The sequence below is a fragment of the Ruegeria sp. AK11 genome (genome assembly GCF_056541095.1).
The window spans coordinates 56,920-70,413 of record NZ_JBQFXU010000013.1 but is presented as its reverse complement, the minus strand read 5'-3'; the positions used below and the strand labels follow the sequence as shown (position 1 = coordinate 70,413).

The window sequence follows — 13,494 nt, the reverse complement described above, 5'->3', positions numbered from 1 at the left end:
TTGCGGGCGATTGCCGGGCTGGATCTGCAGACCAAGGGTACGGTTATGCAGGATGGCAAGGACGTCTCCAACCTGCCTCCGTCCGAGCGTGATTTCGGGATTGTGTTTCAGTCCTATGCGCTGTTCCCGAACCTGACGATCGAAAAGAACATCGCATTTGGCCTTGAAAACACGGGCCGCAGCAAGTCGGATATCGCAGTTCGGGTGAGCGAGCTGTTGAACCTTGTTGGTCTGCCGGATCAGGGCAGGAAATACCCGGCACAATTGTCCGGTGGCCAGCAGCAGAGGATTGCGCTGGCCCGCGCCATTGCAACCAATCCCGGTTTGCTGCTGCTGGACGAACCCCTGTCGGCGCTGGACGCCAAGGTGCGCGTTCACCTGCGGCATGAGATCAAGGAATTGCAGCGCAAGCTGGGTGTGACCACCGTGATGGTGACGCACGATCAGGAAGAAGCGCTGGCCATGGCCGACCGCATCGTGGTGATGAACCACGGGGTGATTGAACAAGTCGGATCGCCCACGGAGATCTACCGCGAACCGGCCAACCTGTTCGTGGCCGACTTTATCGGTGAAATGAACCAGATCCGATCTCAGGTCACCAAAGGCGGGCGGTTGAGCGTCGGGGAAAAGACCTTTGCCTGCCTCAGCCACACGTTCAATGATGGCACTCCGGTCATCGCAGCCATTCGTCCCGAAGACATCATCCCTCATGAAGCTGGTTATCTTGACACGGGCGGCAATCGGAACTGCATCGAGGTCACGCTTGATGAAATGGAGTTTCTGGGCTCGTTCTGGCGCTGCCGCCTGAACAACGAGCGGTTCGGATCTTCTGAACTGATCGCGGATTTTTCGATCAACGCCGTGCGTCGTCTTGAGCTGGAAGAGGGGTGCAGCATGGTGATCGAGCTTCCCGAGAACCGCCTGATGGCGTTTGACCTTCCGGAGGCTGCGGCATGAGCACGATGTCGACCAATCACGACACATTGCCTGTCGGACCGGATATCAGGCCCAGGCTCAGCCGCGATGACATCCTGATGCGCGGAAGCATGATGGTGATCGCGCTCTATCTGATCGTGACACTGGCGCTGCCGCTTTACACGATGCTTTCCAAGTCCTTCTCGACCTACCGGGTCGAGCTGTCCCAGTATGAGTTTCAGGTCAGTGATGAAGCGGGTGTGTTCGACGGAACGATCCTGACGGCTGACGAACTGAACAGGCAATTGGGGGTGTATTCCGACACCGATCTGACAACCGGCTCGGACGGGCGTTTGCCGGTGACCGGGTTCTTTCCGGATTTCAGCTTTCGCAGCCCGGTCATGTACCAGATGCGGAACACGACGGAGGCCGGGCGCTTTCTGGTCGGGTCGACTTTGAACGAAGGCACCGATTGGGTCGAGCTTGATTCCAACACGTTCCGCCGGGTGCAGATGCGGCCGGTTCAAGCGCGGGGTCTGGGCAACTTCATCAACTACTTCTCAACCCCGGCCCTGTTCAACTCGATCAAGAACTCCCTTTGGATTTCGGTTGTCAGCACAATCGTTACGGTGACGCTGGCGTTCTGGTTTGCCTATGCGCTGAACCGAAGCTGCATGCGGTTCAAGGGGGTCTTTCGCCTGATCGCGATGGCGCCGATTCTGGTTCCCTCGCTGCTGCCGGGCATCGCGCTGGTCTACCTGTTCGGCAATCAGGGGATGATCAAGGAGTTGCTGTTCGGCGCCAGTATCTACGGCCCCATAGGCATCGTGATCGGATCGGTCTTCTTTACCTTTCCACACGCGTTCCTGATCATATCGACCGCGCTCGCGATATCGGATGCGCGGTTGTACGAGGCCGCTGTCAGCTTGCGCTCAACCCCCTGGCGGACATTCTGGACCGTTACCATACCCGGCGCGCGCTATGGCCTGATTTCCGCAGCCTTTGTCGTGTTCAATCTGGTGATCACCGATTTTGGCCTGCCAAAGGTGATCGGCGGCCAGTTCAACGTGCTTGCCGTGGATATCTACAAACAGGTGATCGGCCAGCAGAACTTTGAGATGGGCGCCGTGGTCTCGGTGGTTCTGGTCATCCCCGCAATTCTGGCTTTTGCCATCGACCGGATGGTTCAGTCCAAGCAGGTGGCGCTGCTGTCTGCGCGTTCGGTTCCATATCAGGCAACACCAAACCCAAAGACTGATCGCATATTCCTGATCTACTGCAGTTTGATCGGCCTGTTCATCGTTGGTCTTCTGGCCGTGTGTCAGTTTGCGGCGCTGATCAAGTTCTGGCCCTACGATCTGAGCCTGAGCCTCAAGAACTACCAGTTCGACAAGATGGATGGCGGCGGCTGGGGGTCGTATTTCAACTCGATCAAACTGGCTTTCCTGACGGCGGTGATCGGCACGACGGTTGTCTTCTTCGGGGCGTACCTGGTGGAAAAATCGAACGGCTTCAAAACCGGGCGGTCGATCTTTCAGATGTTCGCCATGCTGCCGATGGCCATCCCGGGCATGGTTCTGGGACTGTCGTATATCTTCTTCTTCAACAACCCGTCCAATCCGTTCAATGCGATCTACGGCACCATGGCGATCCTGGTGGTTTGCACGGTGACGCATTTCTATACCGTATCGCACCTGACGGCGGTCACCGCTCTCAAGCAGATGGATAAAGAGTTCGAGTCGGTGTCGGCCTCTCTCAAACAGCCAACAATGAAGCTGTTTGCCCGCGTGACGGTGCCGGTCTGCCTGCCTGCGGTGCTGGACATCTCGATCTATCTGTTCGTCAACGCGATGACGACCGTGTCGGCGGTTGTGTTCCTCTACTCACCCAAAACCACACTCGCGTCCATCGCGGTGCTGAACATGGATGATGCCGGGGATATCGCACCCGCAGCCGCAATGGGCATGATGATCTTCTACACCAACGCAGCCGCCCGGATCTTTCATCTGATGGCATCAAAAGGCATCCTGGCCCGCACACAGGCCTGGCGCAGCAGGTAATCCACACAAAAAACTCAATACCCCCGCAGATCACATATCTGCGGGGGTTTCCTTCTCCTTATGCACCCGCTCCGCAAAATCCATAAACGCACGTATGATCTTGACGTCACGACGCTGGGAAAGGGAAATCATGCTCTCACCCATTTGCAGATTCACGCCCTTCAATTTGATTTGCCGCAATCGATCATCGTGCCCATATTCCGCCTGAGAAACAAAACCGATACCTGCACCCGAGGCAACAAGTTCGCGAACGGCCTCTCGGCCTTCAGCAACAATCGCCGGGTTTAACCTGATACCTTGTTTCTCGGCGGCTTCTTCCAGTTTCTCGCGTGTTTTTGACCCGTGCTCTCTGAAAATCAGGGGCAACTCGGCAAGCTCCTCCAGGGTCAGGGTGGGTTTGGATGCCAACAGCACGCCCCGGGCAGCAAAGGCCACAATTTCAGTGGACCCCAAATTCAATACGTCCATGTCCTTGCCAGGAGACAGGCTGCCAACAACGCCGATTTCCGCATTGTAAGACCGAAGCTCTTCCAGGATTTCTTCGGTGTTGCCGGATCGCACAGTGATCGTGATTTTCGGGTATTTCTTTTGGAACGAACCTAGAAAAGATGTCATGTGATGCGCTGAATCGGCAATAATCCTTAATTCACCATCGATCGCGGCTTTGGTTTCAGAGAGGTAATCCTCAATCTGATCTTCGATCTCGAAATATTGTTTTGTGAATCTGTAAAGCTGTTCGCCTTCGGGCGTCAGGTTCACGCGTTTTCGTTCACGCTGGAACAGCAGCAGGTCGTGATCCTGTTCCAGTTTTCGGACCTGCTCGGAAATCGCTGGCTGGGTCAGATACAAAGCCTCTGCCGCACGGGAGAATCCCCCATGTTTGGCCACGTAATGAAAGGCTTTCAACTGGCTGTGTCGCATGGCAGTTCCCTGTAGATGCGTTCATAGGCTGCGCTTATGATTAGATTGATAATTGCAATTTCACATATAGCAAGCGTTGCTGCAATTGTGTTCCTGAAAACGCTGTTCTGGAGCCTGGTAATGACGCCATCCAAACCAAAATTAGAGCAACCGCGCCTTGGTGAACCCTACCTTTTGACGCCCGGTCCTTTGACAACGTCCTACGCGGTCAAAGAGGCAATGTTACGTGACTGGGGTAGCTGGGACGATGATTTCCGCGCCATGACGCGGGAGGTGCGGTCAAGCCTGCTGAACCTGCTTGGCGAGGGTGCCGACGCGTTCGATTGCGTACCGATGCAAGGCAGCGGATCGTTTTCCGTCGAGGCGATGCTGGCATCCTTTATTCCGCGAGACGGAAAGGCGTTGGTATTGGCAAATGGTGCCTACGGGCAGCGTTCAGCACAAACGTTGCAGTACCTGGGTCGTGATCATGTTGTGTTGGACAAAGGCGATTACCTGCCGCCGAGGGGTGATGAGGTTGCGCGCATTCTCGCGGATGACCCGGACATCACGCATGTCGTCGCCATTCACTGCGAAACCAGCTCGGGCATTCTGAACCCGGTCGAAGAGATTTCGGAGGTCACATATGCCGCCGGGCGCAAGCTCTTGATTGACTCGATGTCCGCCTTTGGAGCGATTGAGCTCAAACCAACTGAAATTCGTTACGAGGCCATGGTGTCTTCGGCGAACAAATGCATCGAGGGCGTTCCGGGTTTCGGGTTCATCGTGGCGCGCAAGACCGAGCTGGAAGCCGCAAAAGGCAACAGTCATTCGCTGTCTCTGGATGTGTATGCGCAGTGGGCGCATATGAACAAAACGGGACAGTGGCGGTTTACCCCGCCGACGCATGTGGTTGCGGCCTTCATCGAGGCACTTCGGGCGCACACTGCCGAAGGCGGTGTTGCAGGTCGAGGCGCCCGCTATACCCGCAACCGGGACGTCATGGTCGCGGGCATGCGGGAACTGGGTTTCGAAACACTGCTGGATAATCGTTGGTTGAGCCCGATCATCGTTACCTTCTTCTGCCCGGCTGATGAGAATTTCGTTTTTGATCAGTTCTATAACCGGATGAAAGAAAAAGGGTTCATTATCTACCCGGGCAAGCTGACTGTCGTCGACAGTTTCCGCGTCGGTTGCATCGGCCAGATGGACGAAGATGTCATGCGTAAAGTTGTGATCGCTGCAAAAGAATCTCTGGAAGAAATGGGCGTGACAAGCGCTGCGCCTCCTCTCCGGGCACTGGAAGAACGCGCCAAGTTGGCCGCATAAAAATCAAGGAAAACACAGATGACCATTCAAACCCCTGTCGAAGCAAATGAGCGCGTCTACCCAACGCCGAAGGTGCCCGCAATTGCCATCTGCCTTGATGGATGTGAACCTGAATACCTCGACGTGGCGATTGCGAAAGGGCTGATGCCCAACCTCAAACGGATGCGGGAGGAAGGTACAGACCGTCTGGCGCATTCTGTTATTCCGTCGTTCACCAACCCCAACAATCTTTCGATTGCCACCGGGCGTCCGCCGATCGTGCATGGAATCTGCGGCAACTACCTTATTGATCCCGACACCGGTGAAGAGGTTATGATGAACGATGTCCGCTTCCTGCGCGCGCCGACCATCTTCTCACAGTTCTATGATGCAGGTTTCCGCGTGGCGATGGTAACCGCCAAGGACAAGCTTCGCGCGCTGCTTGGTGCCGGGCTGAAGTTTGACGAGGGCAGGGCGGTTGCATTCTCTTCTGAGCGTTCGGGCGAAACGACGCTTGAGGAACATGGCATCGACAATGCCAGCAAATGGTTGGGTATGGACGTGCCCGAGGTATACTCGGCCGAGCTGTCGGAATTCGTTTTTGCTGCTGGCGTCAAGCTGCTGAAAGAGTTCAAGCCCGACGTCATGTATTTGTCGACTACCGACTATATCCAGCACAAGTTTGCACCCGATCAAAAGGGCGCACTTGATTTCTACGCCATGTTCGACCGCTATCTGGGCGAGTTGGACGCATTGGGGGCCGCCATCGTGGTGACGGCTGATCATGGCATGAAGCCTAAGCACCTGGCAGATGGATCCCCTTCGGTCGTCTATGTGCAGGACCTGATGGACGAATGGCTGGGCAAGGATGCGGCGCGGGTCATCCTTCCGATCACTGACCCCTATGTCGTGCATCATGGTGCACTGGGTTCGTTCGCGACCGCTTACCTGCCGGATGGCGCGGATCAGAGTGACATCATTGCCAAACTCAAGGCGACCGAAGGGATCACCCATGTGCTGACCAAGGCTCAGGCCATTGAACGGTTCGAATTGCCCGGTGATCGGATTGGCGACATTGTGATGGTTTCTGGCGAAAACATTTGCATCGGAACGTCCGAGCATCGCCACGATCTGGCAGCGCTCAAAGAGCCCCTGCGCAGCCATGGTGGTTTGACGGAACAAGAAGTTCCCTTCATCGTGAACCGTGTCATCGACCTGCCAAACCAACCCGTGCTGCGCAACTTTGATGCCTTTTTCTACGCAACTACAGCGGCGGCACAGTAAGCCATGAAAGACCAGACCATGTCGAAAATCGAAGTACGTAACGAAGGAATGCGGATCGGTGGCGAAATCGTCTTTACCGATGAAACCATTCCTGTTCTTTACCCGTACACCAACGAGGTCGTGGGCCATGTTCCCGCTGGCACCGCAGAACACGCACGCAGGGCATTCGAAATCGCGGCGAATTACAAACCTAAACTGACCCGGTACGAGCGCAGCCAGATTTTGCAGCGCGCAGGCGAGCTGATCGGCGAGAAACGCGATTACCTTGCGAAATGGCTGACGTTGGAGCTGGGCATCTGCCACCAGCATGCGATCTACGAAACCAAACGCGCACAGGATGTTTATCAGTTTGCGGCGGCTGAGGCGCTAAAGGACGATGGCGAGATCTTTTCCTGCGATCTGACCCACAATGGCAAAGCCCGCAAGATTTTCACCACCCGAGAGCCGGTGAAAGCAATCAGTGCGATCACCCCGTTCAATCACCCTTTGAATATGGTTAGCCACAAAATCGCGCCGTCGATTGCGACCAATAATTGCATGGTTTGCAAGCCCACGGAACTGACGCCGCTGACTGCGCTGACATTGGCCGACATACTTTATGAAGCAGGCCTGCCGCATGAGATGTTCCAAGTGGTGACCGGCTGGCCGGCTGACATTGGCGATGAGATGATCACCAATGAACATATCGACATCATCACCTTCACCGGGGGTGTGCCGGTGGGCAAGTTGATCGCTGAGAAAGGCGTCTACAAGCGGCAGGCGCTGGAACTTGGGGGTAACGATCCTCTGATCGTTCTGAATGACCTCAGCGATGCGGATTTGGACAAAGCCGCAACAATTGCAGTGGCGGGTGCGACCGGAAACTCCGGTCAGCGGTGTACGGCAGTCAAGCGCATCCTCGTGCAGGAAAGTGTGGCCGACAAGTTTGTGCCGCTGGTTCTGGAGAAGGCCAAGAAGATCAAATTCGGCGATCCGCAAGACCCCGAAACCGAGCTGGGGTGTGTAATCCACGACAAAGCCGCGGAGATATTCGAGAACCGCGTTCTGCAGGCTGAGAAAGAGGGTGCAGAAATCTTGTATCACCCGGGCCGTCAGGGCGCATTGCTGCCGCCTATCGTTGTCGACAAGGTTCCCCATGACAGCGAGCTGGTGATGGAAGAAACTTTCGGTCCTATCGTGCCGATCGTGCGCGTACCAGACAACGACGAAGAGGTGATGGCGATCTCGAATTCGACCGAGTTCGGCCTGTCTTCTGGGGTCTGCACCAATGACCTGAACAGGGCCATCGCCTTTATCAACGGGTTGAATGTCGGCACCTGCAACATCTGGGAACAGCCGGGTTACCGCATTGAAATGTCACCCTTTGGCGGCATCAAGGACAGCGGAAACGGCGTGAAGGAGGGTGTTATCGAGGCGATGAAGTTTTTCACCAACGTCAAAACCTATTCGCTGCCCTGGCCCAACTAAACCTTGCGCCCTTTCCCCACAGACGGGAAGGGCGCCTCATATCCTCCCTGATACTGGCGGGCCTTTTGGGGCCCGCATCTTTTGATGACAGAAATGAGGAGCGGACATGCCACAGATTGTCCACACGGAAGGGGAATCAAACACATCCGAAGCGCGCAAGGCATGGTTGCGAAAGTCCATGGGACCGAAGTCGGCACCTCTGCTCAAACGCGATGCGGATGTGTTTCTGCATCAATCTCTGTCATCACCCTGCGTCAGCACTATTGCAAAGGCCGAGGGGATCTGGATCGAGGATATGGAGGGTCGCCGGTACATGGATTTCCATGGCAACTCGGTGCACCACATAGGCTATGGGCACCCGCGTCTGATAGCCGCCATCAAAGCGCAGCTTGATGATCTTCCTTTTGCACCCCGCCGCTTTACCAATGACCCGGCAGTGGATTTGGCAGAAAAACTGGCAGATATCGTGCCTGGCGATCTGGGGAAGATGCTCTTTACCACTGGCGGCTCTGACGCCAACGAGGTTGCCCTCAAAATCGCGCGTGCCGCGACCGGTCGGTTCAAAACAATCAGCTTCTGGGATGCCTTCCACGGTGCGGGCTTCGGCGCCGCAAGCGTCGGTGGCGAGGCGACGTTCCGCAGTCATATCGCGGGCCCCCTCTTGTCGGGGACTGAACATGTCGCGCCTTTCGCCTGCTACCGGTGCCCATACAATCACGCGGGACCGGAAACCTGCGGGTTGGCCTGCGCGAAAATGGTCGAATATGTTCTGGAGCGTGAAGGAGATGTGGCGGCGGTCATAGCCGAACCCATGCGTGCGGTGCCCTATGTGCCACCGCCGGGGTTTTGGAAATCCGTGCGCGAGGCGTGCAATCGTCACGGCGCGCTTTTGATCATGGATGAAATCCCGACCGGCCTTGGCAAAACCGGCAGGATGTTCGCCTTTGAACATGACGAGATCATTCCCGACATTGTGACGCTTGGAAAAGCGCTTGGCGGTGGTATCCTTCCCATTGCCGCATGTGTTACTCGCAAACAATTGGATGTTTGCGGGGATTTTGCCATTGGTCATTACACACACGAAAAGAACCCGGTCACCGCGCGGGCCGCTTTGACAACACTTCAGATCATCGAAGATGAGGGGTTGGTTCATCGGTCGGCCATGCTGGGTGAGCACGCAATTGGTCGTCTGATGGACGAACTTCAGAACGTACCCACCGTCGGAGACATCCGGGGAAGGGGTTTGATGTTCGGGGTCGAAATCGTTGATGATCGCGTTGAAAAGATACCGGGCAATGCGCGTGCCGAACGGATTTACTACGCCTGTCTGCAGGCCGGTTTGAGCTATAAGATCAGTCAGGGATGCGTTCTGACACTGTCGCCGCCGCTGACCATCTCGCAATCGGATCTGGACCACGCAATCGACATTGTGATCGCTGCTATCAAGGCCGAGAGTTGACACGTCGGATCAGTCAAAACTCGCCAGTTCGTAAAAAGAGGCTGGCCGAGACAGCGACGAAGACCCCAAAGTGCGACGTAAGACAACGAGTCCGATGGCGCACGGCGTACAATAGAATTTGGATTTGGCCCATGGCGTTGTAATATCCAACTGCACTCAGGCTTAAAACGCTGACGAAAGTAACGGGAAAGGCAAAATCTTCAATTCGGCCTCTGGTACAAATGAGACTGAACAAACTGACGGGATTACAGGAACTCAAAATCAACAGAGCGGAGTCTTTCATGGTATCGAATGTAGTTCAGAAGCTGAAAGACCTTTTGTTGCTGTGCTCTACAGATCGCAGTCCGTGGTCTTTGCAAAAAACTGAGAAACAAGATGCCGTTCAGCAGGCGACTACTTTTTACCTGCCATAGGATATTCAATCTCCCTTTGCCGCGAGATCCTTGAATACAGATTTCACCAACTTGCCCCTGCCTTCACCCATTCAGCTTCTTTGACAGAACTGGGAGCGCAGAAGTTCAGTTGGCGATCAAACGGTTCGCTAAGTTCTATGACCTGCCGCCACGACGCTTGTCGGGAACGCGAATTGAAAATGTAGCATCTGACTCTGCAGGGGCAGTGCCTTCGAGCTGTACGGGTGTTCAGCGCAAACCCGCCACCGAGTTACCAAGGTGGCGGGTCAGGTTATCGTTGCGACATTTCTTTTGGATCAGAGCTTAATGCGGAAGGCTGCGAAACCGTCGGCGCCTTCCCCGGCGTCCTCGATTGCCACACCTTTGACGTCGCCCATATAGTCGCGGGCTTTTGGACCCGTCTCGAACAACACCGTGGTGTCCGCCAGCGGCGAAAACGACCAATTGGCATCCGCTTTGGGATCGATTGTGCCCTGTTCGACAATGTAGCGCACAATGACGTCGCGGTTGGTGTCCGGTGCTTCGAACACGATCGTGTCGCCCATTGCGCCCGGGAACGCGCCACCACCGGATGCACGGTAATTGTTGGTGGCAATGATGAACTCCATGTCATCCGTAACAGGCGCGCCATTGAAGGCAAGGTTCACGATCCGTGCTGCGTCGGGGTTCACCTCTTCGCCCTTTGGTCCAAAGCGCGACGGTTGCGACAGGTCGATCTGATAGGTCACACCGTCCATCACGTCGAAATTGTACGATGGGAACTCGGGGTTCAGAAGGATCGCATCCTTGGACCCAGCTTCGACCTGATTGAACATACCGGCCGAGCGTTCCAGCCAGCCACGCACCTGCGCCCCGTTCACGCGAACAGCGCGGACCGTGTTTGGATAGAGGTACAGATCGGCCACGTTCTTGATGGCAACGTCCCCGACCGGGACATCGGTGTAATACTCCGGACCCCCTCGGCCACCAGCCTTGAACGGTGCTGCCGCAGACAGGATTGGCAGCCCTTCATGCTCGGTGCCTTTCAGCATGTCTTCGACATACCATTTCTGCGCGATTGAGACGATCTGCACAGACGGATCATCCGCGACCAACGCAAAATAGCTGTGCAGCGGGGCCGAGGTCTTGCCGACCGCGCGCCGAACATAGGCCAGCGTTTCGTCATGAGCTTTCGCAACCGATTCCAGAACCTTCTGATCATCTTCGACCAGAGCGGTGATTGATCGATCTTCGTTACGTTTGGAAATCGGTCGCGCCTCGGAAGTTGTGGTAACGACGCGCCATTCATTGCCGTCCCGTTCCAAAAGCAGGTCCAGCAGGCCAAGATGCGACCCCCAGAAACCGCCCATGACGGCAGGTTTGCCCATCAGCGTGCCTTTTTCCACGTCGATCCCGGGGCGGTCAGCAAATGTCGGTGACGGGAAAACCAGGTGATTGTGGCCGGTGACCAGCGCGTCGATCCCGTCGACCCCTGCCAGAACCACCGATGCGTTTTCCATGCCGTCCTCATGATCGGCCCCCCCGATCCCCGAATGCGACAGGGCGATGATCAGGTCACATCCCTGTTCCTTCATCTCGGGCACATAGGCCTGAGCCGTCTCGACGATATCGCGGGCCTGAACATTGCCCTCCAGGTGCCTGCGGTCCCAGTTCACGATTTGTGGCGGGGTAAAACCGATGACACCGATCCTGATCGGATGTTTGGTGCCGTCGCCCATCTCGATTTCACGGTCGAGAATGGCATAGGCCTGAACAAGGGTCTTGTCGTCACGCGGGTTTGCACCTTTTTCCTTGGCGACGTTTGCCAGAACAACAGGGAACTCGGCACCGGCCAAAGCCTTGTCCAAGAACTCCAGACCGTAGTTGAACTCGTGATTGCCCAGCGTCGCGGCATCATACCCGACCGTATTGAAGGCCGTGATGATGGGATGGCTGTCGCCGTCCTTCATGCCGCGCTCGTAAGCGATGTAGTCGCCCATCGGATTGCCTTGCAGAAAATCGCCGTTGTCCACCAAGATCGAGTTTGTCGCCTCAGATCGGACTTCGTTGATGATCGAAGCTGTGCGGGACAGGCCCACCGTGTCGCGGGGTTTGTCCGCATAATAATCATAAGGAAACACATGGACATGGATATCGGTGGTTTCCATGATGCGCAGATGCGCCTGACTATAGGCCGCCGCCACCGAAAACGGGTGCAGGGTAATTGCCGCCGCACCAGCGGTTGTCGTGGCAAGGAAGCGGCGTCGCGAAATTGAAGAACGGCTTGAGAAAGACATGGGTCACCTTTCAGGTTTGTGGTCAACGCGTCTTTTTGCCTGTAATTCGCAACATCCATATGAAACCGGTTGCCAGCGCTTTAGACGCGTCATGTGTAGGCGCAATGCTAGGTACAATAGCCCAACTTCCTGTACTTGATAAGACATGGTAGAAGGGGAACCCGTGCCCTGCGATTGCCAAGACAATGCCTCACAATCAGTGCTTTGCGACATATCCAACCCGCATCATGTTGGCTGCCATTCACTGACCCCAACCGTGTGGCTGGGACAGCCCGGTTATCGACGTCCCGCCCCCAGGACAATAAGCTCTTTCGGGAAACTGGTCAGTGATAGGCATCCGTCTTCTGTGACCAAGACGTCATCTTCAATACGGACACCGAAATTGCCTAGGTCATACAGACCCGGTTCGTTGGTCCAGACCATGCCTGCGCGCATTACCTGGTTGTTTCCGCGCATGATATATGGAGCCTCGTGCACATCCCGACCCAATCCGTGGCCTGTCTTGGTGCGGATGCGATTGGCGAAAGGGGATGCTTCAAGAACGCCGATGACAGCATCATCGATATCATGGGCCGTCACACCGGGGCGACACACGTTCAGACCCATCTGATTTGCTCGCAATACAGTTTCGTAGACAGCCTTGCCCTCATCTGAGACTTCGCCAACGAAAAAGGTTCGCGTGATATCCGCGACAAATCCATCCTTGCGCGCGCCAAAGTCAAAGAGCAGCGCATCGCCGGTTTGAATCCGATAATCCATACGCGCTTTCCCATGTGGTCGGGCCGAGTTGTCGGCAGCGACCACAATCGGTGTAAAGGCCAGTGAATCGGCGCCTTCGGCAAACATTGCCTGGATCAAATCCTGTTCGATCTGTTTCTCGGTCTGACCTGCGTGTACCGTTCCGATAACCCGCTCAAGCGCACGTTCCGAGATGGTGATCGCAGCTTGCATGGAGGCCACATCCTTGCTGGACTTGATCAGTCGCAGGTTCGAGATTTGGTGTTCCGCATCAGTTATTTGTAACCCAGGCATAGCTTCGGTCAGCGCGTCAGAGACAAAAACACGCATGACCTGCCCTTCAACTGCAAGGGACGCGATGCTCAGGTGGTTCGCCAAAGCGGTGAAAGCCCCTTTGTAACCCGCCTCATCCCGCCAATCGAATACCGCTCCTTCGAACCTTAATTGATCCCACGAGCCAAGTTCCAGATTTGGAACAACGGCAGCGGGTTCTCCTGATGCGGGGATCACAACCACGATGGGGCGTTCGTTGGTCATGAAAGACTTGCCCATGGCTCGGTCGAAATTCGGACCCGGCACCAATGCCACGGCATCGACAGAGATTTCACGGGCCAACCGGCTATATTCTGATAAATCTGGCATCCTTACCAACCCTTATTGTGACCAAAACCACC

At 55.7% G+C, this 13,494-nt stretch carries 9 protein-coding genes; 6 read left to right on the top strand and 3 right to left on the bottom strand.

Features of this window, described 5'->3' with window-relative positions; translation table 11 throughout:
- The coding region (locus ACR0D9_RS19070) for an ATP-binding cassette domain-containing protein (RefSeq protein ID WP_480539867.1) at positions 1-957 on the top strand (957 nt) is incomplete at its 5' end.
- Complete coding sequence (locus ACR0D9_RS19065) at positions 954-2,975, top strand: putative 2-aminoethylphosphonate ABC transporter permease subunit (protein ID WP_480484610.1); 2,022 nt, start codon at positions 954-956, stop codon at positions 2,973-2,975. The genes ACR0D9_RS19070 and ACR0D9_RS19065, both read left to right, overlap by 4 nt.
- 30 nt (positions 2,976-3,005) lie before the next feature.
- On the opposite strand, the gene ACR0D9_RS19060 is transcribed toward ACR0D9_RS19065, so the two are convergent.
- Positions 3,006-3,896 carry a LysR substrate-binding domain-containing protein gene (locus ACR0D9_RS19060; RefSeq protein WP_480484611.1) on the bottom strand — a complete coding sequence of 297 codons (891 nt, stop codon included), beginning with the start codon at positions 3,894-3,896 and terminating at the stop codon, positions 3,006-3,008.
- A gap of 120 nt (positions 3,897-4,016) precedes the next feature.
- Here ACR0D9_RS19060 and ACR0D9_RS19055 point away from each other — a divergent pair, with 120 nt between their 5' ends.
- From ACR0D9_RS19055 to pbfA, 4 genes are all read left to right on the top strand, one after another.
- Positions 4,017-5,204, top strand: coding sequence for a 2-aminoethylphosphonate--pyruvate transaminase (locus tag ACR0D9_RS19055; RefSeq protein ID WP_480484612.1), 1,188 nt, complete (start codon positions 4,017-4,019; stop codon positions 5,202-5,204).
- An 18-nt stretch (positions 5,205-5,222) separates the two neighbouring features.
- Positions 5,223-6,467, top strand: coding sequence for a phosphonoacetate hydrolase (gene phnA, locus ACR0D9_RS19050; protein ID WP_480484613.1), 1,245 nt, complete (start codon positions 5,223-5,225; stop codon positions 6,465-6,467).
- A gap of 3 nt (positions 6,468-6,470) precedes the next feature.
- On the top strand, positions 6,471-7,934 hold the full coding sequence (gene phnY / locus ACR0D9_RS19045; RefSeq protein WP_480477695.1) for a phosphonoacetaldehyde dehydrogenase: 1,464 nt from the start codon (positions 6,471-6,473) through the stop codon (positions 7,932-7,934).
- 106 nt (positions 7,935-8,040) lie between these two features.
- The gene (gene pbfA, locus ACR0D9_RS19040; RefSeq protein WP_480488777.1) at positions 8,041-9,393 is read left to right on the top strand and encodes a (R)-1-hydroxy-2-aminoethylphosphonate ammonia-lyase; all 1,353 of its coding nucleotides are present in this window, start codon (positions 8,041-8,043) and stop codon (positions 9,391-9,393) included.
- A gap of 709 nt (positions 9,394-10,102) precedes the next feature.
- On the opposite strand, the gene ACR0D9_RS19035 is transcribed toward pbfA, so the two are convergent.
- A complete protein-coding gene (locus ACR0D9_RS19035; protein WP_480539865.1) occupies positions 10,103-12,082 on the bottom strand; it encodes a bifunctional 2',3'-cyclic-nucleotide 2'-phosphodiesterase/3'-nucleotidase in 1,980 nt (659 codons plus the stop codon).
- 276 nt (positions 12,083-12,358) lie between these two features.
- A complete protein-coding gene (locus tag ACR0D9_RS19030) occupies positions 12,359-13,462 on the bottom strand; it encodes a M24 family metallopeptidase (RefSeq protein WP_480484616.1) in 1,104 nt (367 codons plus the stop codon).
- Positions 13,463-13,494: the final 32 nt, after the last annotated feature.

What these genes read in the sequence shown, in the direction of transcription:
- phnY (WP_480477695.1), top strand. Translation starts at nt 6,471, where the DNA reads ATGAAAGACCAGACCATGTCGAAAATCGAAGTACGTAACGAAGGAATG.
- ACR0D9_RS19030 (WP_480484616.1), bottom strand. Translation starts at nt 13,462, where the DNA reads ATGCCAGATTTATCAGAATATAGCCGGTTGGCCCGTGAAATCTCTGTC.
- ACR0D9_RS19055 (WP_480484612.1), top strand. Translation starts at nt 4,017, where the DNA reads ATGACGCCATCCAAACCAAAATTAGAGCAACCGCGCCTTGGTGAACCC.
- ACR0D9_RS19060 (WP_480484611.1), bottom strand. Translation starts at nt 3,896, where the DNA reads ATGCGACACAGCCAGTTGAAAGCCTTTCATTACGTGGCCAAACATGGG.
- phnA (WP_480484613.1), top strand. Translation starts at nt 5,223, where the DNA reads ATGACCATTCAAACCCCTGTCGAAGCAAATGAGCGCGTCTACCCAACG.
- pbfA (WP_480488777.1), top strand. Translation starts at nt 8,041, where the DNA reads ATGCCACAGATTGTCCACACGGAAGGGGAATCAAACACATCCGAAGCG.
- ACR0D9_RS19035 (WP_480539865.1), bottom strand. Translation starts at nt 12,082, where the DNA reads ATGTCTTTCTCAAGCCGTTCTTCAATTTCGCGACGCCGCTTCCTTGCC.
- ACR0D9_RS19065 (WP_480484610.1), top strand. Translation starts at nt 954, where the DNA reads ATGAGCACGATGTCGACCAATCACGACACATTGCCTGTCGGACCGGAT.